20 protein-coding genes are annotated in these 20,423 nt (G+C 69.2%); 9 read left to right on the top strand and 11 right to left on the bottom strand.

What is annotated here, in order from left to right:
- Nucleotides 1-33: 33 nt before the first annotated feature.
- From G361_RS0112365 to G361_RS0112340, 6 genes are read right to left on the bottom strand one after another with little or no spacing between them, the layout of a single operon-like run.
- Nucleotides 34-1,233 (bottom strand): cytochrome P450, encoded by a 1,200-nt coding sequence (locus G361_RS0112365; RefSeq protein ID WP_019927396.1) that lies wholly within the window; start codon nt 1,231-1,233, stop codon nt 34-36.
- A 9-nt stretch (nt 1,234-1,242) separates the two neighbouring features.
- A complete protein-coding gene (locus G361_RS43360; RefSeq protein WP_019927395.1) occupies nt 1,243-3,471 on the bottom strand; it encodes an AMP-binding protein in 2,229 nt (742 codons plus the stop codon).
- Complete coding sequence (locus tag G361_RS0112355; RefSeq protein ID WP_019927394.1) at nt 3,468-4,727, bottom strand: cytochrome P450; 1,260 nt, start codon at nt 4,725-4,727, stop codon at nt 3,468-3,470. The genes G361_RS43360 and G361_RS0112355 overlap by 4 nt, the downstream gene beginning before the upstream one ends.
- Nucleotides 4,724-5,620 carry a cyclopropane-fatty-acyl-phospholipid synthase family protein gene (locus G361_RS0112350; RefSeq protein WP_019927393.1) on the bottom strand — a complete coding sequence of 299 codons (897 nt, stop codon included), beginning with the start codon at nt 5,618-5,620 and terminating at the stop codon, nt 4,724-4,726. The genes G361_RS0112355 and G361_RS0112350 overlap by 4 nt, the downstream gene beginning before the upstream one ends.
- Nucleotide 5,621: 1 nt before the next feature.
- Nucleotides 5,622-5,876 (bottom strand): acyl carrier protein, encoded by a 255-nt coding sequence (locus G361_RS0112345; protein WP_019927392.1) that lies wholly within the window; start codon nt 5,874-5,876, stop codon nt 5,622-5,624.
- An 11-nt stretch (nt 5,877-5,887) separates the two neighbouring features.
- Nucleotides 5,888-6,844 carry a fatty acid desaturase gene (locus G361_RS0112340; protein WP_019927391.1) on the bottom strand — a complete coding sequence of 319 codons (957 nt, stop codon included), beginning with the start codon at nt 6,842-6,844 and terminating at the stop codon, nt 5,888-5,890.
- A gap of 177 nt (nt 6,845-7,021) precedes the next feature.
- On the opposite strand from G361_RS0112340, the gene G361_RS0112330 reads away from it, so the two are divergent.
- Both G361_RS0112330 and G361_RS0112325 read left to right on the top strand, forming a co-directional pair.
- Nucleotides 7,022-7,585: a TetR/AcrR family transcriptional regulator gene (locus G361_RS0112330; RefSeq protein WP_036494997.1), complete on the top strand. Its 564-nt coding sequence runs from the start codon at nt 7,022-7,024 to the stop codon at nt 7,583-7,585.
- Between the two features lie 75 nt (nt 7,586-7,660).
- Complete coding sequence (locus G361_RS0112325; protein WP_019927388.1) at nt 7,661-8,830, top strand: acyl-CoA dehydrogenase family protein; 1,170 nt, start codon at nt 7,661-7,663, stop codon at nt 8,828-8,830.
- A gap of 21 nt (nt 8,831-8,851) precedes the next feature.
- Here the strand turns inward: G361_RS0112325 and G361_RS43355 are convergent, their stop codons facing one another.
- Nucleotides 8,852-9,640, bottom strand: coding sequence for a methyltransferase domain-containing protein (locus G361_RS43355; protein ID WP_019927387.1), 789 nt, complete (start codon nt 9,638-9,640; stop codon nt 8,852-8,854).
- A gap of 156 nt (nt 9,641-9,796) precedes the next feature.
- Here G361_RS43355 and G361_RS0112315 point away from each other — a divergent pair, with 156 nt between their 5' ends.
- The 7 genes from G361_RS0112315 (at nt 9,797) to G361_RS46875 (ending at nt 17,456) form a co-directional block, all read left to right on the top strand.
- Complete coding sequence (locus tag G361_RS0112315) at nt 9,797-11,008, top strand: cytochrome P450 (protein WP_019927386.1); 1,212 nt, start codon at nt 9,797-9,799, stop codon at nt 11,006-11,008.
- Nucleotides 11,009-11,062: 54 nt separating this feature from the next.
- A complete protein-coding gene (locus G361_RS43350) occupies nt 11,063-12,751 on the top strand; it encodes a cytochrome P450 (RefSeq protein WP_019927385.1) in 1,689 nt (562 codons plus the stop codon).
- Nucleotides 12,752-13,068: 317 nt separating this feature from the next.
- Nucleotides 13,069-13,284 (top strand): effector-associated constant component EACC1, encoded by a 216-nt coding sequence (locus tag G361_RS0112305; RefSeq protein ID WP_019927384.1) that lies wholly within the window; start codon nt 13,069-13,071, stop codon nt 13,282-13,284.
- Nucleotides 13,285-13,316: 32 nt separating this feature from the next.
- Nucleotides 13,317-14,705: a caspase, EACC1-associated type gene (locus G361_RS46880; RefSeq protein ID WP_019927383.1), complete on the top strand. Its 1,389-nt coding sequence runs from the start codon at nt 13,317-13,319 to the stop codon at nt 14,703-14,705.
- Nucleotides 14,706-14,908: 203 nt separating this feature from the next.
- Nucleotides 14,909-15,673: a class I SAM-dependent methyltransferase gene (locus G361_RS0112295; protein ID WP_155981421.1), complete on the top strand. Its 765-nt coding sequence runs from the start codon at nt 14,909-14,911 to the stop codon at nt 15,671-15,673.
- Between the two features lie 353 nt (nt 15,674-16,026).
- A complete protein-coding gene (locus tag G361_RS0112285) occupies nt 16,027-16,851 on the top strand; it encodes an SDR family oxidoreductase (protein WP_019927380.1) in 825 nt (274 codons plus the stop codon).
- On the top strand, nt 16,848-17,456 hold the full coding sequence (locus tag G361_RS46875) for a TetR/AcrR family transcriptional regulator (protein ID WP_019927379.1): 609 nt from the start codon (nt 16,848-16,850) through the stop codon (nt 17,454-17,456). The genes G361_RS0112285 and G361_RS46875 overlap by 4 nt, the downstream gene beginning before the upstream one ends.
- A 218-nt stretch (nt 17,457-17,674) precedes the next feature.
- On the opposite strand, the gene G361_RS43335 is transcribed toward G361_RS46875, so the two are convergent.
- The 4 genes from G361_RS43335 to G361_RS43330 all read right to left on the bottom strand — a co-directional run bounded on the left by G361_RS43335 (nt 17,675) and on the right by G361_RS43330 (nt 20,410).
- The gene (locus tag G361_RS43335; RefSeq protein ID WP_019927378.1) at nt 17,675-18,190 is read right to left on the bottom strand and encodes a MarR family winged helix-turn-helix transcriptional regulator; all 516 of its coding nucleotides are present in this window, start codon (nt 18,188-18,190) and stop codon (nt 17,675-17,677) included.
- A gap of 151 nt (nt 18,191-18,341) precedes the next feature.
- Nucleotides 18,342-19,115, bottom strand: a complete 774-nt coding sequence (locus G361_RS0112270; protein ID WP_019927377.1) for a hypothetical protein — start codon at nt 19,113-19,115, stop codon at nt 18,342-18,344.
- Nucleotides 19,116-19,148: 33 nt separating this feature from the next.
- Nucleotides 19,149-19,751 (bottom strand): DsbA family protein, encoded by a 603-nt coding sequence (locus tag G361_RS0112265; protein ID WP_019927376.1) that lies wholly within the window; start codon nt 19,749-19,751, stop codon nt 19,149-19,151.
- Nucleotides 19,748-20,410, bottom strand: a complete 663-nt coding sequence (locus tag G361_RS43330; protein WP_019927375.1) for a transglutaminase family protein — start codon at nt 20,408-20,410, stop codon at nt 19,748-19,750. The genes G361_RS0112265 and G361_RS43330 overlap by 4 nt, the downstream gene beginning before the upstream one ends.
- Nucleotides 20,411-20,423: the final 13 nt, after the last annotated feature.

Below are 20,423 nucleotides of genomic sequence, written 5' to 3'. Positions count from 1 at the left end.
TTCCGGGTGGAAATTGCGGTGCGGGAAGGGGTTTCAGACCGAGATGGTCAGGCGGGCCGGGCCGCGGACGTTGATCCGACCGTTGTGGTCCAGCGCGAGCAGTTCGGCGCGGGGGAAGCGGCGGACGAAGGCGGTGAAGGTGATCTCCGCTTCCAGCCGGGCCAGGGACGCGCCGAGGCAGTGGTGGATGCCGGCGCCGAAGGACAGGTGGCGGCCCGCGTCCGGGCGGTCCAGGCGGAGGTGGTCGGCGTCGTCGCCCCAGAACTCCGGATCCCGGTTCGCCGCGCCGAGGCAGGCGACAACCCAACTGCCGGCGGGGATTTCGACGCCGGCGGCGGTGAACGGGGTCACGGTGACCCGGCGCATCAGGTGGACGGGGGTGTCGTAGCGCAGCAGTTCGTCGACGGCGTCGGGGGCGGTGCCGGTGCGCAGCTGCCGTGCCTGGTCGGGATGCCGGAGCAGGGCGAGGATTCCGTTCGCGAGCAGATTCACCGTGGTCTCGTGGCCGGCGATGTAGAGCAGGACCACCTGGGCGGCCAGTTCGTCCGCGTCGAGCACATCGCCGTCGTGTTCGGCGGCGATCAGGCGGGTCAGCACGTCGTCGCCGAGATGTGCTCGCTTCCAGGCGATCATCTCGGCGACGAGCTCGAGTACCTCGGCGTCCGCGGCGCGGATCCGGGCCTGCAGGGCCGGATCCGGCAGCGGTTCCAGTGCCAGCACCAGCACGCTCACCAGCTCCCGCAGCCGGGTGCTGTCGAGTACGGGAATGCCCAGCAGTTCGGAGATCACGGCGAAGGGGAGCGGAAAGGCCAACTCCGCCAGCACATCCGCGCCACCGGCCGCGGCGGTCCGGTCCAGGGCCGCCGCGACGTGATGTTCGATCCGTGGCCGCAGCGCCTGCACGGCCCGTGGGCCGAACGCCCGCGCCACGAGCCGGCGCAGCCGGGTGTGGGCGGGCGGATCCTGGTCCAGCAGCGACAGTCCGCCCATGATGCGGTTCCGCTTGCCGAGCGTGTCGCTGTCGCTCTTCCAGGTGGGCAACCGGGTCAGGTACCGCTCGTCGACCGATTGCGACGAACGTTGCAGCGCAGCCACATCCGCGTATCGGGAGACGATCCAGAATCCCAGCGGATGTTCGTGCACCGGCGCCCGGTCACGCAGCCGGGCGTAGTGCGGATAGGGATCCGCGGCGTATCCGGGAGCGAACGGGTCGAAGACTGGTTCCGCGGCCACGGCGCCTGCTCAGGACTTGGGCAGCGCGACGTTGCGCAGGGTCACCAGCGCTGTCGCGCACAGGGTTTCGCCGTCCTCGTCGACCGAGTACAGGTCCGCCGCCGCGATCGTGATCAGCGATCCGGGCTTGACCACCCGGCCGCGGGCGATCACCTTCTTGCCCTTGGCCGGGGCCAGGATCTTCACCGTGTAGTCGATGGTCATGTTCGCCCAGCCGGGCGGCAGCAGGGTGCCTGCGGCGGAACCGGCCGCGAAATCGGCCAGCGAGCCGAGCACCCCGCCCTGGAAGAAGCCGTCGTGCTGGGTGAGTTCGGCGCGGTGCGGCTGGACGATCTCCACCTCACCCGGTGTGACACTGGTGAATTCGAAGCCCAGGTGCCGGGCGGCGGGCATGCTGAGCACCACCGCGGGCACCAGCTCCGCGAAATCGGGATTCTGGGACGGCCAGTTCTGCGTTGCCACGGTTCCTCCGTTGTCGTCGGTCGGTTCGGGCGTGGCCGCCGGGCGGGGGGACCAGATCGCGAAGCCCCCGTCGAGATATTGCTGCCGCGCCGCGGTTCGCATGATCTTGCCGCTGCTGGTTTTCCGCAACTGCTCGGCGCGGGCCAGGACGAGATCGCCGATCGTGAGCTCGTGCTCGGCCAGGACCGCCGCCCGGATCGCGCCCGCGACCTCGGCGGGATCGGCTTGCAACTGCGGATCGCGCCGCATCTCCTGCACCACCACGAGTTTCGCGGGTGCGGCCGGATCGGCCGCGTCGGCGGGCACCGCGAAGGCCGCGCACCGCCCGGCGCGCAGCGCGGAATGCGCGCCCTGCACGGTGTTCTCGATGTCCTGCGGGTAGTGGTTGCGGCCGCGGATGATGATCAGATCCTTGAGCCGGCCGATCACGTACAGTTCGCCGTCCGCGAGGACGCCGAGGTCGCCGGTGCGCAGATAGGTCCGCTCGGGCCGGTCGGCGCAGCGGGCCCGGAAGGTCTGCTCGGTCTGTTCCGGGCGCTCCCAATAGCCCTGCGCCACTTGATCTCCCGACACCCAGATCTCGCCGGCCCGATCCGGCGGGCAGGGGGTTCCGGTATCCGGGTCCATGATGCGGACGTCCTCGCCCGGCAGCACCTGCCCCGAGCCGACCAGGGTGCGGGCCCGGTCGCCGCTGCCCGGCGCCCAGCGGCGTCCGGCGAGCGCCGCCACGTCCGCGTCGAAAGTCCTTGGGCCGCGGCCCTTTCCGCTGCCGGAGACCAGCAGCGTCGCCTCGGCCTGCCCGTAGCACGGGTACAGCGCCCGCGCGTCGAATCCGTAGCGGGCGAAGACCGCGGCGAACCGGAAGAGGGTGTCGGCGCGGATCGGTTCCGCACCGTCGAAGGCGACCCGCCAGCTGCTCAGGTCCAGCTCCGGCACCTTCCCGCCGACCGCGCGCGCGACGCAGGCGTCGAAGGCGAAGTTCGGCCCGCCGCTGGTGTGCGCGCGGTACCGGGAGATGGTCGACAGCCACAGCAGCGGCCGGCGGATGAACGCGGCCGGCGACATGAGGACCGCGTGCGCGCCGACGTGGATCGGTTGCAGCACATTGCCGATCAGACCCTGGTCGTGGAAGAACGGCGCCCAGCCGACCACCGTCGAATCCTGGTCGTGGCCGAAGGCCCGCCGGATCATCTCCTGGTTGGCGGCGATGTTGCGATGGGTCACCCGCACGCCCTTGGGGGCCGCGGTCGAGCCCGAGGTGTACTGCAGGAAGGCGACGGCATCCGGATCGATCGGCGCCGCAAGGACATCCGGCGGCACCTCGGCGGCGATCGTGTCCACCTCCAGCCAGCGCGCGGCCGGGCACAACGGTTCCAGGCCCTGACGCAGCACGCCGGACAGGTGCGCCACGGTGAGCACGGCGGCCGCCCGGCAGTCGGTCACGATCGCGCGGGTCGCCTCCTGAACCTGGTTGCGGCGCGGCGGATTCACCGGCACGGCGAGCACGTGCGCGTAGAGGCAGCCGAAGTACGCGACGATGAAATCGAGGCACTGCGGGAACACCAGCAGCGCGCGATCGCCCGGCGCACAACAGGTTCGCAGCTGTTCGGCCACCGCCAGCGACCGGGTGTACAGCTCCAGGTAGGTGACGCTGACGGTTTCGGCGCCGTCGTCGTCGAGGAACGTGTAGGCGATCCGGTCCGGCTGTTCGACGGCGCGATGGCGCAGCACATCCGTCACGAGGGCGAGCTGTCCGGGTTCGGCGGTGGTCGTCATCGTGCCCTCCGTATCGCGGCGGGCAGGGTCCGCAGTCCCCGGAGGATGAAACTGTGGTCCTGCCATTCGAATTCGTCGCTGCGTGGCATCAGCTCGGCGGAGTCGCGGTAGAGCCGTTCGAGCGCGATCTCGGCCTGTAGTTCGGCGAGGATCCCGCCGAGGCAGCCGTGGATGCCGTGGCCGAAGGCGAGATGGGCTCCGCCGTCGCGGGTGAGGTCGAATTCGTCCGGGCGGTCGAAGATCTCGGGATCGCGATTGGCCGCGCCGAGGCACACCAGCACCTGGTCACCGGCCGCGACGGACTGCCCGCCGACCGCCACCTCGCGGGTGGCCAGGCGCTTGGTCAGCTGCAACGGGCAGTCGTAGCGCAGGGTTTCGATCACCGCGGCGCGCAACAGGTCCGGCCGTGACCGCAGCAGGGCCTCCTGCGCGGGATGGCGGATCAGCGCGAGCACGGTGTTGCCGATCAGCGATTTGGTGGTCTCGGTGCCCGCCACGAAACACATGATGCAGAGGAAGATCACCTCCTCCTCGCTCAGCGAATCGCCGCCGGCGGTGCGGGCCGCGAGCAGGCCGCTGATCAGATCGTCGCCGGGCCGGGCCCGGCGCGCGGCGAGGACCGGCCGCAGCGCGTCGCCGAACTCCTCGACGACCTCGCGGACGCGGGCCATATCGGCGGCCTTCATCAGCCCCGGCTCGAGCAGGAAGCGGATGTCGTGGGTCCAGGGCCCGACCAGATCGTGCAGTTCCGCGGGCAGGTCCAGCCAGGCGCACAGCACCGCGATCGGCAGCGGCCCGGCGAAATCCTCGATCAGGTCGAAATCGCCTGCTGCCCAAGCCGGTTCGATCAGCCGGGTGGCGACCTCCGCGACCACGGGCCGCAGCCGGGCGACCGCGGGCGCGGTGAAGGCCCGGTTCACCAGGCCGCGCAGCCGCGCGTGTTCGGGGTTGTCGGTGAACACCAGCGAGGTACGGCCCAGCCGCACGATCCGCGAGACGTCGAATTCGCGGCCCTGGGCGAGCCGGGTGGCCTGCTCGGCGACCTGGCTCGGGATCAGGCCCGCGCTGAACGACCGGTCGTGCAGTACGCCGCGGACGTCGGCGTGCCGGGTGACCACCCACATGCCCAGCGTGCGGTGCACGGGCCGGGTGGCCCGCAACTGCGCGTACTGGGGGTAGGGATCCCGGCGGAAGGCCGCGCCGAACGGATTGAACCGGACCGGCGCCGTCGCGCCGGGGGCTGCCGGACCGGTCATCCGCGCGGGTCCTCGCCGCCGAAGAATCGACTCGGGTACGGCCGCAACACCACTCGCAGCAGGCCGATCTTGCCCATCCGGAAGCCGAGGGCGGACAGCTTGAGGTAGCGCTCGTAGCGGGCCACGACCTCCTCGCCGACGACGGCGACGGCCTCCGCGCGGCGGGAGCGCAGCCGGCGCGCCCACTGCTCACAGGTCCAGGCGTAGTCCAGCCGGTCGTTGCGCAGCGTGACGATCTCGAAGATCCCGTCCGCCGCCGCGACGATCTCGGCCGGGGTCGGCAGATCCGCGTCGGGGAAGATCTCCTGCTGCATGAACGAACTCGCCTGTTCCCGGGACATGTTCGCGTAGGCGATGGTCTGCAGCGAGAGCGTGCCGCGCTCGGTCAGCCAGTCCCGGCACCGGGTGAGGAAATCCCGGTACACGGCGATCTTCTCGTCCGTGCTGTCGGTGGGGCGCGCGAAATGTTCGAAGGCGCCGATGGAGATGATGCCGTCGAAGCGGGTGTCCGGCTCGAACTCCAGCCAGTTCTTCGTGTGCACCTCGACGCCGGAATATTCCTGCGCGGTAACGTATTCGGCCTGGGCCGGGCTCAGGGTGAGGCCGACCGAGCGCGGCACGCTGTGCCGGCGCGACAGTTCCCGCAGGATCGAGCCCCAGCCGCAGCCGATGTCGAGCACCGTCTCCGCGCGGGCCGCCCCGATCGCGTCGAGGTGGAAGCGCAGCTTCTGCTGCTGCGCGAGTTCCAATGTGTCGTCGGGACTTTCGCGCAGGGCGCACGAGTACGTCAGCGTCTCGTCCAGCCAGAGGCGATAGAATTCGTTCCCGACGTCGTAGTGGTGCCGGACGGCCGCGGCGGCCGTGCCCATCCGGTCGGTGGTCGGCACGGACATGCTAGGCGACGCTCCTGCTGTGCTCGTGCAGATAGGCGGCCATCGCGTTCAGATTCGGGTGCTGGTACAGATCCTCCGGCGACAGGTCGACGCCGTAGCGCTCCTCGACCTCGATCAGCAGCGAGACGGCCAGCGCCGAATCGACACCGATGCGGTCGAAGTCCGCGGCCGGGTCGATCGACTGCGCCGGCACCTCGAGCAGGTCGGCCAGATAGCCCTGGCACCATTCGACGATTGCGTCCTTGCTGGTATCCACGATGTGTCCTCTTACGCTGCGCTGGGCGAGACGTCGGGCGTCCCGGAGATTCGCTTCGATTCCCGGCGGGCCGGGGTGGGCAGTTTCAGGTCGTGGGCAAGGCCCACGGCCGCAAGGGATCCGATCAGCCAGTAGCCGGGATCGAACCGGTACCAGTCCAATCCGAACGACGGGGATTCGGGGAAGGCGTGATGATTGTTGTGCCACGACTCACCGAGGGTCACCAGCGCGAAAATGGCGCCGTTGTGGCTGTTCTCGCGGGAGTCGTAGGCACGGGTGCCGAACATGTGCAGGAACGAGTTGATCGCCCAGACGATGTGCTCCAGCAGGAACATCCGGGCGAAACCGCCCCACAGCAGGCCGCTGACCGCACCGGTCCAGCTCAGCGTCACCAGGCCGCCGATCAGGGCCGGCAGCAGCAGGCCCAGCGCCACCCACCAGTAGTAGAGCCGCGCGACCCGCACGAGACTGCGGTCGCGGATCAGATCCGGCGCGTAGTGCACGACATTGGGATATTCGTGGCGGTGCATCCACAGGAAATGGGAATGCGCCAGCCCGCGGATACGGCCGCGCCATCCGGTCCCGGACAGATTGGGGGAGTGCGGATCTCCCTCCTGATCGCTGCATTCGTGATGGCGGCGGTGCAGGGCCACCCAGGACACCACCGCGCCCTGTCCGGCCATCGAACCGAATACGGCCAGTACCGCGGCGACCGCGGGGGTCGTCTTGAATGTGCGATGGGTGAACAGCCGGTGATATCCGACGGTGATGCCCAGGCCGGTGAGCAGCCACATCCCGAAGATCAGGCCCAGTTCGGTGAAACCGAACGGGCGCACCGTCAGGAACGCGAAAGCGGCCGCGGTGCCGATGATCGGCAGGATGTCGAACAGCAGGAAATGCCGGCGCTGCAAGCGGTGGATATAGGGATTGCTGATCGTCTTCTTGCGGGGAGCGGCATCTTCGATCATATGACTCGAATACCTCACGAGAACCGAGCTGGGAACAGGGGATTCGAAATTCCTGGGCCGCTGCGACAACGGCATGTTCGATCGTATATCGAAAACAACCGATGATCGCCTATCGCGCGAATGGAATTCGCTATCGCAGAATTCGGGTGCGTTCCGGACCTTCGCTATGCTGCACCGATGGGTCGTGCCCGCGGCGGAGGTCAGGTGACGGTCGACGACTGGCTGCAGGCCGGGTACGCCGTGCTGGCCGCTGAGGGCTTCCGGGCCCTCAAGATCGACAACGTCTGCCGGCGACTGGGTATGACGAAGGGTAGCTTCTACCATCACTTCGCGGACGTGAACGCGTTCCACGAGGCGCTGGTCACGTCGTGGGCGGGCTGGCGGGACGCGGAGCACCGGCAGATGGAATCGTTGTCGAGCGAGGAACCGCGCACCCGCCTGCGGAAGATGATCGACGCCTTGGTCGGCCCCCCGCTGTGGACCCTGGAACGCGCGATGCGCGAATGGGCGCGTTCGGATCCCCGCGCCGAGGCGAGCGTGCGGGCCGCCGATCGGCAGACGCGGCAGATGATCCGGCAGGCGTTCGCCGAGTACGGCTTCGACGACGAGACCGCCGCCCGCCGGGCCGAATGGATGTTCGCCATGGGTATCGGCGCGCTGCACCTGTCGGCCACCCCGCGATCCGGACCGGAGTGGGATGCCGAGCGCGACAAGCTGATCGAGTTCCTCCTGCGCCCCTGACGCCGCGCCCCGCCGCCGTGGAACGTGTTCCCGTTATCGCTTTGGCATACTAAAAAGTATGCTAACGTCCGTCCGGTGACGCCCGCTGACCCCGGCCTCGAATCGTTGATCACCCCCGACTTCGTCCGGCGCCTCGCCGACCGCGCCGACGAGGCGGAGCGGCTGCGGCACCTTCCTGCCGAATCCATCGGGGAGGCAGTGGAATCGGGCTTCGTCTCGATGCTGGCGCCGAAACGGTTCGGCGGCCGGCAGGCCCCCTTCCCGGCGATCCTCGACCCGATCCGGCGGATGGCCCACGGCTGTGTGTCCAGCGCCTGGACGCTCGGCTTCTACACCCTGCACAACTGGCTGCTCGCGCTGTTCCCCGAGCAGGCGCAGGTGGAAGCGTTCGGCGCCGGGCCGTTTCTGGCCCCGGCGCCGCTGGCGCCGCGCGGGCGCGGCGAACCCGAGCCCGGCGGTCTACGGCTGACCGGCCACTGGTCCTGGGCCACCGGCGCGGCCGGCGGCAACTGGGTGATCGTGGCCGCGCTGTGCGGACCGGCCGACGCGCTGTATCCGGCCCTGCTGCTCGTGCCCGCCGACCGATTCACCGTGGAGGACGTCTGGCACACGGAAGGTATGTGCGGCACCGGCTCCGACGACATCGTGATCTCCGGCGTCCACGTCCCCGGCCACCGCGTGGTGCGCGCGTCGGAGATCTATTCCGGTGCGGCCCCGGGCATCTCGGTGTGCGACGCCACCACCTACCGCTGGCCGATGGTGCCCGCGCTGGCCCTGGCCGCCGCGATGCCCGCACTCGGCGCCGCCGAACGGGCCACGGACCTCTACCGCGATCAGGTGGCGGCGCGGATCTCGGCCGAGACCTTCGCCGCACAACTCGACAAGCCGATCGCGCAGGCGCATCTCGGCGCCGCACGGGTCCGGCTGGAAGCGTTGCGCGCGTTGGTCGATCGCACCGCGGCCCGGATCGAGGACATCGTGGTGGCCGGCGATCCGGTCGCCCTCGCCGTCCGCGCCGACGCGAGATCGGCGGCCGCGTACGTGGTTTCGGAATCCCGCTCGATCATCGCCGATCTGATGCGGGTCTCGGGCGCGAGCGTGCACTTCCGCTCGCATCCGATGCAGCGACTCAAGCGCGACGTCGACGTCCTCAGCGGCCACGTCATCTTCGACCACGACACCACCCGGGAACTCGCCGGCGCCCTCGAACTCGGCCTGCGGGTGCCGCGTACCGCGATGCTGTAGCCGGCGGGATCCGCCGTGGCGTCAGCCGATCGGCAGTGGACGCCGGGCTCGCACGGCGAAAACCGCCGGGCCGGTGACGATATGGGTTCCCGCGCGAGTGAGTGCCCACCAGTCGTTCACGTCCGCGCGGGAGACGAATCCACCGTGGACCATCCGGTCGTGGAACTGCTCGACGAGGAATTGCCAGGCGAGCCAGGCGGTTTCGTGTCCGGATTGCAGGCCGCGGTACTGCGCCGACACGTCGGTGAAGCCGAGGGTGCGGGTGTCGCCGAGCAGGCGGCGGCCGTAGGTGGCGTCGAAACCGCCGGCGCCCATGATCTCGGTCAGTGCCGCGAGCATCGCGGTGTGCACGGGGGCATCGGGTTCGACCCGGTCCGCGTACGTCCAGTCGACCTCCTCGACCAGCAGCCAGCCCCCCGGCGCGACCGCCGCCGCGAGCCGCCGCAGCGCCTCCCGGTGCGGATGCAGATGTGCCACCAGCAATCTCGCGTGGACGAGGTCGAACCGCGCGGGTGGCAGATCGTCGGTCAGGATGTCGGCGCAGCGGACCTCGACCTGCGGGGGCAGGTCGTCGAGGAACCGGATGTCGCGATCGACGGCGAGGACGTGGCCCTCGTCGCCGACGATCCCGGCGAGGGCCGCCGCGACGGACCCGGTGCCGGCACCGGCCTCCAGGCAACGCATCCCGGGTCCGAGGCCGATCTCCTCGACCAGCCGCATCGTGCCGGCGTCCCAGAGTCGCGCCAGCGCCTCCAGGCGCGCGCGCTCGCTGGGGAAGCTCTGATTCAGGACGTAGGTCGGCGAGTCCATGATTCCGGATGTCTATCAGTACTTTTCAGGTGCGGGCAATGGGCGGGCGGCGGTTCCAATGGCCGGATTCGAAATGTCGATCCGGGCGGTGGTGCGGCCGGAATCCCCGATAGGAAAGGGTTCGTAGGAAGCCGGGTGGAGGAGAGGACCTCGAACATGTCGGCGGAAACCAAGGTCGTGTTCGACGGCTTCCATCCCGCGTACCGCGCCGACCCGTACCCGCGTTACGCGGTGGTGCGCGAGGCCGTGGCGCTGTATCCGCTGAAGCCCGGAATCCATCTGGCCACCCGCTATGCGGAGGTCTCGGCCGTGCTGACGGATCCGGAGTGGGGGCACGGCTACGACGACGGGATCAACCCCTTCCGGCCGGGCGTCGCGCCCGACGACGTGCCGGGCGGGATCGTGCGGATGGATCCGCCACAGCACACGCGGATCCGCGGCATCGTCAACCGGTCCTTCACGCCGCGCAAGGTCGGCGAACTCGCGGCCCGGGTGGAGCAGCGCGTCGGCGACCTGCTGGACGCGGCGATCGCGGCCGGCGAGGTGGACCTCGTCGAGGCGTTCGCGCGGCCCGCGCCGTTCTCCGTCATCGCGGAACTGCTCGGTGTGCCGACGGCCGACTACGGCGCCGTGACGGCCTGGTCCCTGGCGATGGTGCACGGCACCGACCCCGACATCCTCCAGACCCCCGAACAACTGGCCCGCCGGGATTCCGCGCGCATCGAATTCGACGCCTACTTCATGGATCAGATCGCGCGGCGCCGCACCGCGCCGCGCGACGACATGATCACCGATATGGCCGCCGCACTCGACGCCGGCACCGCGACCGAACCGGAACTGGCCGGGCTGTGCGTCGCGCTGATGGTCGGCGGATACGAGACGGCCGCCGATGTGATCGGCACCGGAGTCGTTGCGCTGCTGCGTAATCCGGACCAGGCGGCCCTGTGGCGGGAGCGGCCCGAACTCGCCGGCTCCGGTGTCGAGGAACTGCTGCGCTACGAACCGCCGGTGCAGTTCACCCATCGCGTCGCCCTGACCGACCGGGAACTCGCGGGCCGGACCTTCGCACGCGGCGAGGGCATCGTGGTCGCCATGGCCGGCGCCAACCGCGACCCGGCCGTGTACACCGACCCCGACCGCCTCGACATCGCCCGATTCGAGGGCAGTAACCCACCGCCGCGGGCGCTTTCGTTCGGCGGCGGCGTCCATTTCTGCCTCGGTTCCATCCTGGGGAAGCTCGAGGTGCGGGTCGCGGTGGACACCCTGCTGCGCCGCGCGCCGGACCTGGCGTTCGCCGGCGAACCGGTGTGGCGCGCCACCGCCGCCTTCCACGGACTCGACGCGCTCCCGGTCCGGTTGCGCGCCTGAGGAATCCGGCAGTTGCTCATATCTCACCAGCGGCACGAAGGGAACGAGGACCCGATGACCGTGGACCACGCCGAGACCACCCTGCAACGCCGGTTGCGCGACCTGAAAGCCTTGGTGGACCACGGAATCGACGCCGGCATCGGCGTCGGCCACTCCCTGGGCGTCCTGCTCGAGACCCTCGAGCAGGGCCGCACCGTGTGGACGCTGAAGCCGTCCCCCGCGGCCGCGAACGCCCTGTTCACCGTGCACGGCGGCGTGATCTCCACCCTGCTGGACACCGCGATGGGCAGCGCCGTCTACACCGCCATCGAGGACGGCGCGCTGTACACGACCCTGGAACTGAAGGTGAACTTCATCCGCTCGGTCGGCCTCGAGGACGACGTACTCACCTGTGAGGCAAAGGTTCTGCACGCGGGCCGCCGCACGGCCACCGCCGAGGGCCGGGTCACCGACGCCAAGGGCCGCCTCGTCGCCCACGGCACCACCACCTGCCTGGTGTACTCACCCGCCGCCCCCGCAGTCGAGGAAACACCGGCCCCGCCGAACCCCGGCGCCGCGCTGGACGCACTCGACCCGAAACACTGGCCCGATCCGTACCCGCGCTACGCCGCGGCACGCGAGAAGTCCCCCCTGGTGTCGACCCCCCTGGGCGTCCACCTGGTGACCCGCTACGCCGACTGCGTCGCGATCCTCGAGGACAACACCTGGAGTCACGCCCACGAGGCCGACCTGTTCCACCCCGGCGTCGAACACGTCGACCTGCCCACCTCGTTCCTGTGGATGGACCCGCCGGACCACACCCGCCTGCGCGGCCTGGTGAGCAAGGCGTTCACCGCCCGCACCATCAGCCGCCTGCGCCCCCGGATCGAGCAACTGGTCAAGCAACTGGTCGACGCGGTCGTCGAAGCCGGTGAGGTCGACGTGATCACCGCACTGGCCTACCCCCTACCCCTGACGATCATCGCCGAACTGCTCGGCGCCCCCGCCGAGGACCACCCCGACCTCCAGCGCTGGTCCCACGCCCTGGCCCGCGGCTTCGACCCCGACCGCCTGCTCCACCAGGAAGAACGCCAGGCCCGCACCCAAGCCGCCAAAGAATTCGTCGCCTACTTCCGCGACCTGATCGAACGCCGCCGCGCCGAACCGGCCGACGACCTGATCAGCAGCCTCGCCCAGGTCGAAGAGCAGGGCGACGCACTTACCCTGGACGAGGTACTCGCAACCTGCGTCACCCTGCTCGTAGCCGGCCACGAGACGAGCGTCAACCTGGTCGGCAACGGCATCCTCGCCCTGATCCGCAACCCCGACCAATACGAATTGCTCTGCGCGAACCCGGAACTCGCCGGCCCCGCCGTCGAGGAGATGCTGCGCTACGACTCCCCGGTCCACATGACCACCCGCCTGGCCCACGAGCAGACGGAGATCGCCGGCCACACCTTCGCCGCCGGCGAGGGCGTGGCACTGCTGTTCGGTTCGGCCAACCGCGACCCGGCGGCCTTCCCGGACCCGGACAAGTTCGACATCACCCGTTACGCGGGATCCGCCCCGGTGAAGCGGCACCTCACCTTCAGCCTGGGCATCCACTACTGCCTCGGCGCACCACTGGCCCGGCTGGAGATGGAGATCCTGTTGCAGGAACTGGTGCGGCGGGGGCTGAGGATGACCATGACCACCGCCGAGGTGCCGTACCGGCGGAATCTGGTGCTGCGTGGGATCGAAAGGCTCCCTGTTCGTTTCGCGTAGGGAGAGGCGAGATTCCGCCTGCCGGTTCGTGTCAGGTGTGAGCGATGTTGTGGCGGGAGGCCGGCGTAGATGGGTGGCCGCTGCCGAATTCTCGCTCGGTGCCTGCAAGGGTCCGCTCGTACAGCTGGATCGCCTCACTGAGCCGCTCCACCTGAGAATCCGTTCGTCATCAGTGCGGGCACACTCGAACAGCGGGATGGCGCGGGTATGTAAACCCTGGTTTCTCAGAAAGTGCAGAGGAGTCCGAATCTTGGCACAGGGGTGAAGCCGCGGTGGTCCTGGGGCAGGATGTATTTGTGTCAGAGGGGAATTCGGAGATGACGATCCGGGCCGACAGTGGCCCGGACGAGCTGCCCGCGCTGCTGGACTGGTTCGGTCGCGAGGATGCCCTGCGCGGCCGGGTGCGGCCGGTGGCCACGCCTGCCGGTGAGGGGCACGGCACCAGCATCGACGTCGACGCCACCCGTGTCGATTCCGCACAGTTCCTGCGGGAGTCGCGGGAGCTGCGCGACCCGCCGGACGCCGAGCGGTGACCGGCTCTCTTCGCGCCGGGGGGTCGCGAGCCGTGCTGATCGGCGCGGCGCGCTACGACCACCTGGCCGCGATCCCCGCCGCTGCAGCGAACGTCATCGATCTCGCCGATACCCTCGTCGGGCCGGGTGGCGCGCTCACCGGCGATCAGTGCGAGACCGTGATCGACCCCGGCAGTGCTACCGAGGTAGGGACGGTGGTCGGCCGTGCCGCGCGGGCAGCCACCGAGGTGCTGCTGGTGTACTACGCCGGCCACGGCCTGCTCGACAGCAAGGGCCGCCTGTACCTCACCGTCCCCGGCACCGACCCGGACGACCTCCGATGGACCACGGTCGCGTTCGAGACGTTGCGTGAGGAGATCCTCGACAGCCCTGCCCGCGCCAAGGTCTTGATCCTGGACTGCTGTTTCGCCGGCCGTGCGTTCGAGGCCATGGCCGACCTGCCCGGTCTGATCGCCGGGCAGACCGATCTGCGCGGCACGTACACGATCGCGTCGAGCTCGGCCAACGAACCGTCCTTCGCCCCGGCAGGTGACCGCAATACCGCGTTCACCGCCGCCCTGCTGGCCGCCGCAGCCGCGACTCCCGGCGGTACGCTCGACCAGCTATACCAGGAAACCGACCGGCACCTGCACCGTGACGGGCACCCCCGCCCGCGGCGACGCACTACCGACGCCGCCGGAGAACTACGCCTGTTCGGGCAACCAGGAGATGAATACCTGTACCGGCGCGCCGCCGACGCCGGCAATGCGGACGCGATGAACAGTCTGGGGTGGCTGCTCGAGGAGCGTGGTGAACTGCGGGAAGCCGAGGACTGGTACCGCAAAGCCGCGGCCGCCGGCGACGCGCGCACGATGAACAAACTCGGATGGTTGCTCGAGAGGCGTGGTGAACTGCGGGAAGCCGAGGACTGGTACCGCAAGGCCGCCGCCGCCGGCAACGCGTACGCGATGAACAATCTCGGGGGGCTGCTCGAGCAGCGTGGTGACCTCGCCGAAGCCGAAACCTGGTTCCGCCGCGGTGCCGATGTCGGCAACAAGTCCACGATGGCCAGCCTGGGGTACCTCCTCCAGCGACGTGGTGACTTGGCCGAAGCCGAAACCTGGTTCCGCCGCGGTGCCGGCGCCGGCAACATGGCCGCGATGGGTGCCCTGGGGTACCTCTGCGAGGAGCGCGGTGACTTGGCCGAAGCCGAAACCTGGTACCGCCACGCCGAAGCCGCCGGCAGCCTGGCCGCCATGAACAGTCTGGGGAACCTCTTCATGCGACGTGGTGACCTGGCGGAAGCCGAAACGTGGTACCGCCGCGGCGCCGACGACGGTGACCCGGATGCGATGACCAACCTGGGTAACCTTCTCGAGGCACATGGTGACCTCGCCGAAGCCGAAAGCTGGTACCGCCGCGCAGCCGGTCCTGAGCGGTGACATTCCGAGAGCCGCCGATTGGCCGAAGTTTCGGGCGGATATAGCGCACCTGCTGGTCAGCGAAGCATCACTCGAGAAACAGCAGATGCTTGGTCTCGACCAGTCAGTGCATCGTTCGGTTGCACAGGACAGCGCCGCCGCCGTGGTCCAGGTTGGCTGTCGGGCTGCGCTATGGCTATCCCGTGCACGCCTGGATGCGGAGGATGTCCGAGGCGGACGGGCGACCGAAAATCGTTTTGGGTTCGCTCGGGCGGAGAGGCAGTCTTGGTTGCGTGAGCTGGAACGAGGCATTCGCAGACCACTACGGCGCATGGTCGGCAGGGATGACGGCGGATATCGCGTTCTATGTCGACCTCGCCGGTCGCGCCGAGGGACCTCTGGTCGAGTTGGCGATCGGCGACGGCCGGGTGGCGATCCCGGTCGCCCGGGCCACCGGGCAGCTTGTGATCGGTGTCGACACGTCTGCTCGAATGCTCGACCGAGCTGCGGCCCAGGCCACGGAAGCCGGTGTGCGACTCGAGTTGCACGAGGCCGACATGCGCGAGCTGCACCTCGATCAGCCGGCCGCGCTGATCTACTGCCCGTTCCGTGCGCTGCTGCACCTGAACACCTGGGCGGACCGCCGCCGCGTCTTCGAACGGGTAGCCGCCTGCCTGCAGCCCGGCGGGTTGTTCGCGTGGAACGCGTTCGCGTTCGATCACCACGTCGCGGTGCGTCTGGACGGCGCTCGCCGGCTCGATCCGGTCCCGCATACGATCCGGTACGCGTTGGGCGACAATCGAATCGACCTGGTCCGTGATGACGGTGCGGTGAGTTCTCTCTGGTGGGCGACGAAGAACGAGTGGCTCGGACTTCTCGACGTTGCGGGCCTGGAACTCGAGACACTGCACGGCGGGTTCGCCGGTGAACCGTTCACCGAGGACAGCCGGGAATATGTCTTCACAGCCCGACGCCCGCGCGGTGCATAGTGGTTGACCAGCATCGTGGGAGTGGGAGGTTCCCGGGGTGGATCCGGTGATACGCGGCCGGCGCACTGGCGGGGTGAAAGACACTGCGGCGCAGGCGGTGAAGGACGAAGAAGGCGTCGCCGGCCCAGGATCTCGGCGCCGCCGCTGCGGCCATGCTGCTGGACGCGGTCCGCAGGCACTTCCTGGCCGCGGTGGCCGGTACCGATGTCGACGGCCTGGTCGCCGACGCTGATGCCGAAGTCCGAACCCATAACCGGACCCCTATCGCCGTCAGGGGTTGAAGCGTGATGACTGACTGACTAGTTTGGGCTTTTGAGTCATCTGGTCAGTCTGCTCGTATAGGGAGGTGCGGGATGGGTGTTTTCGCGGGGAAGACCGCGGTGGTCACGGGTGCTTCCAGTGGCATCGGGCGTGCTGTGGCGTTGCGTTTGGGTGCGGCGGGGGCGCATGTGTTCGTGGCGGGGCGGCGGGAGGGGGCGCTCGCGGGCAAGGTGGCGGCGGTGGCCGGGGCGGGTGGCGTGGCTACCGCGGTGGTGGCGGATCTGCGGGAGGCCGGCGCGGTCGAGAGCTTGGTGGAGCGGGCGGTGGCCGATACCGGGCGGTTGGATGTGATGGTCAACAATGCGGGGGTGTCGTTTCGCGGCCCGCTCGTCGACGGCGATCCCGAGCAGTGGCGGGAAATGTTGGAGGTCAACGTCCTTGCGCCGGCTGCGGGTGCGCGGGCGGCGGTGCGTGCCATGCGAGCGTGTGGCGCCGAAGGGCATATTGTCACCATCTCCTCCAGCGCCACTCGGGTGCAGCCGCCGCCGAGTCTCTACGGCTTCTATTCGGCGACCAAGGCGGCAGTCGAGGCGATCACGACTTCGCTGCGGCAGGAATTGGAGAACGACACGATTCGTGTGGTCACCGTGATCCCCGGCACGACCGCGACCAACCTCGGCCGCCACCGTCCAGAGTTGGTGGGCGGTCTGGCCGCTGCGCTCGGTGAGCAGGCCGAGCCGTCGGCGGACGGCCTGTTCAGCCCGGAGACGCTGGACCGCGTCGCTGCCGCCGGTCGGATCCTGGCCAGTGCCGACGATGTCGCCCGGGCGGTGATGTTCGCGATCACTCAGCCGATCGAGTTGAGCATGTCCGAAATCGCTGTCGGCCCGGCCCGCCGGCCCGTCGTCTCGGCATGAACCCGCCGCGCGCCGACGTCGATGCCCGCCGTGGCGAGATTCTGGATGCGGCCCTGCTCGTGTTCGGTCGGTACGGTTATCGCCGCACCTCGATGGACGACATCGCCCGGGAGGTCGGAATCGCCAAGGGCACCATCTATTTGAGCTTTCCCAGCAAAGAGGAGGTCTTCCGGGCGTTGAGTCGACGGTTGGCCCAGCGCCGGCTGGCCGATGCCGAGGCTGCCCGGCAACAGCCCGGAACGCTCGCGGATACCCTCGCCGCGATGCACATCGCCTGGTTCGGCGGTGCCGCCGAGACGATCCGCCGGTCCCCGCATGCGGCCGAACTGCTCGATGCCAAGCACCGGCTGACGGCCGACGTGGTCGCGGACAGTGCCGGTCGCTACAAACGACTGGTTCGTGATCTGCTCACCCGAGCCGCCGGAGAACTGGAACTGGGGGCGTCCGGCCTGACCGCCGACACCGCAGCAGAACTGCTGGTCGCCTCCGCCCGTGGGCTCGAACCCGGCGCATCCTCGTCCGCGACCTACCGGCGCCACCTCGACACGCTGGTCCGGATCATGATTGCCGGACTCTCCGGCAGCCGGCCCGGCCACACTCAGTGACGACCACAGGAGGAGGTCGGATAGCGCACATATCGGTTGCACGTCGAAACCACTTGCTGGACAGGCTCTTTCGTGTCGATCCGGTCGCAGAATCGTCCGACCGGAATCGACCGCTGTAGTTCCTCGACGTCGATCGGAGGTTGCTGCCGCGCGCAGCCGCCTCACCGGAAAGGGAGTAGGGCCGAGCTGTCGAAAACCGCCTGGAACCGGGGCGCCGTTCAGGGGCGGCTGTCGCCGGTCGGGTGGTCGGTCTCGTCGGCCGCGGTGACGGGCATTGCGGCGATTGCGTTGCGCAGGCTGGTTGCCGAGTTCGGGGTGGGGATCGCGTCGATGCTGGCGCGGAGCGCGTGTTCGTAGATGCCGGTGGCGGTGTGCAGGACCTCGCGGCCCTTCTCGGTGATGCCCGTGTAGACGCCGCGGCGGTCGAATTCGCAGGTACGGCGCTCGGTCAGGCCGGTTTCCTGGAGGCGGGAGACCAGGCGTGACACCGAACTCTGGTTCAGGCTGGTGACGTCGGCCAGTTCCTGGATGCGCAGTTCTCCGAGCGAATTCTCCGAAAGGGCGTGCAGGGCAGCGAGTTCGGAGAAGGTGATGCGGACCTTTCGCTGGAGTTCGCGCTCGATGCGCGCCTGGACCTCGGTGTGCAGCAGCGTCAGTGCCATCCAGCGTTGACCGTCGGGGGACAGTGCCGCAATCCGGGTGGACGACGGTGGTACCGGTTGGGTGGCGGTCATGTGCTCTGTCCTTTGCTTGCCCCGGCACCAGTATGCACATACATTCATTTCCCCGCCAGCCGCGAGATGGCGATCGCGGTGGGTCGGCACCGTCCGCTGGACGACACCGGTGATGACGGGCGGCCCGTCGTCACCGGTGTCGATACCGGACCTAGGTGTGCCGGGTCAGCAGTCGGCCGTAGGCCGGGGCGTGCAGGTCACGACCGGCGTCGGTGAGCGATTTCCAGGTCAGCACCTGGTTGGCGGTCAGCACCGGCCGGCCGATGGTGCGTTCGAGCGCCTCGATGGCCCCGATGGCGCGTTGTCCGTTGCCGGCGACGAAGATCGCGTCCTCGTCGCCGACGGTGCGGGTGACGTAGTCGTGCAGGCCTTCGGGTGTTATGGCCAGCTGCCGGCTGGGCAGTTCGACGGCCGATCGGTGGCCGACGGCGAAACCGGCCGCGGTGAAGTACGTCGCGCCGAGTTCGTTCAGGCCCTCGTCGAACCACGGCGGGTTGTAGATCGCGACCGTTTTCGCGGCGAGCGTTCGGAGGGCGGCGGTCGCGGCCGTGCAGGTGGTGTTGAGCGGTATTCCGCGCGCATGTGGGGCCAGCCGGTCGAGCAGCGCGCGTTCGGCGTCGGCACCGTGTTTGTAGGAGGAGCTGGTGAACGCGAGTGCGATGGCGTGCAACGGGGATTGTGCGAGTGCGGCCACCGCCTCGTCGATGTGGGGTGGCTGGGTGAAATCGGTGACCGGCTGGTGGGCGATCTTGTCGTCCATCTCACCGCCGGCGCGCATGGCGGCGAAGTGGACGCGGCCGCCGTGGACGGTGGCCTGTCCGGCGAGCAGGGTCTGCGCTTCGGCCTCGGGGCCGATATCGGCGTGCGGGACGATGAATCCGATGTGCATGCCGGTGGACCAGCCGTCGGGGTGGGGCGAAATCATGTGGCTACCTTTCGATCCGGGCGGCTGCCGGTACTACGGGAGCGGTCGTGCGGCGGCGTCGATCGCGCGGTGCAGATCGGCGGGGTCGGGAACGCCGCTGAACCGCCTGTTGCCGATGAGGATGGTCGGTACGACGGTCACCTCGATATCGTCGACGGCGTGTGTGATTGCGCGGGCATGGGTGTCGCGGTAGCGGCGCTGCTCGAGTGCGTCCCGGAAGTCGGCGGTGTCGAGGCCCAGTCCGGCGGCGATGCCGGTGAGTACCCCGATGTCGCCGATATCGCGGTCCTCTCGGAAGAACGACCGGAAAACCGCTGTGGTGTAAGGGTTTCCCACGCCGCGCTCGTCGGCGTAGTGGAATCCCTCGAATGCGGTGTGGGTCCACGGCTGCGGCGAGATCGTCGGCAGGGTGATGTCGACGCCGAGGCGCCGCGCCATCGGATAGACCGAGCGGCTCCACACCGCGGGCAGGTAGTCGTCCTCCGGCCGCAGCGTCGGCGCCGGGTATCGGCGCAGTTCGAAAGGCCGCCAACGGATCTCGACGTCCGTCCGATCGCCGGCGATCTCGTCGATCACCGTCTCCGCGAGCATGCAGTAGGGGCAGACGTAGTCGGAGTAGATGTCGATCGTGGTCATGACGCGACATCCGGGGCTTCGGCGGCGAGCACCCCGTCGCCCGGGACGGTCCCGCGGTCGGTGACCATCGCCGGATGGGCCTGCGCGATCAGCGTCGTGAAGCGGTCGGGGTCGACCTCGTCGAAAACCAGTTCCTCGTCGAGGAATTCCATGCGGCCGCCGTCGGCGGTGGGATGGAAGATCGAGTCGGATCTGCCGTCGAACTCCAGCGACTCCATGCCGTACATCCGGCACAGCAGCCGATTGAACACCGGGGTGGCCTTGATCCAGCGGTCGTCGAGGTGAATCTCGTTGTACCAGTGGAGAAAGACCTCACCGCCGACGAGCGCGCGCAGACCGGGGGACGCCAGGTGGTTGCGGACGCGCGAGCACAGGATCCGGCTCGGGATCCCCACGCTGCGGACGGTCGCGGCGTAGAGGATCGACTTGTGCAGGCAGAACCCCCGGCCGGCGGACAGGACGGCGCTGGCGCGCAGTCCGTCGGGGGAGATGTCGGTGCCGTACACCTCGTAGTTCACACCGTCGCGGACGGCGTAGTAGAGGTCGACCGCCTTGTCGCGCAACGTGTTCGACCGATCGCCGATCGCGGCGGCGGTGAACTCGGCGACGGACGGATGCGAATGGTCGAGGTAGGGCGTGGGCGCGAGGAGCGCATTCATCGGGGGATCCCTC

The organism is Nocardia sp. BMG111209 (assembly GCF_000381925.1).
Lineage (GTDB): Bacteria > Actinomycetota > Actinomycetes > Mycobacteriales > Mycobacteriaceae > Nocardia.
Note: the sequence above shows the minus strand (reverse complement) of the source record. Positions and strands in the feature narration are given on the sequence as shown.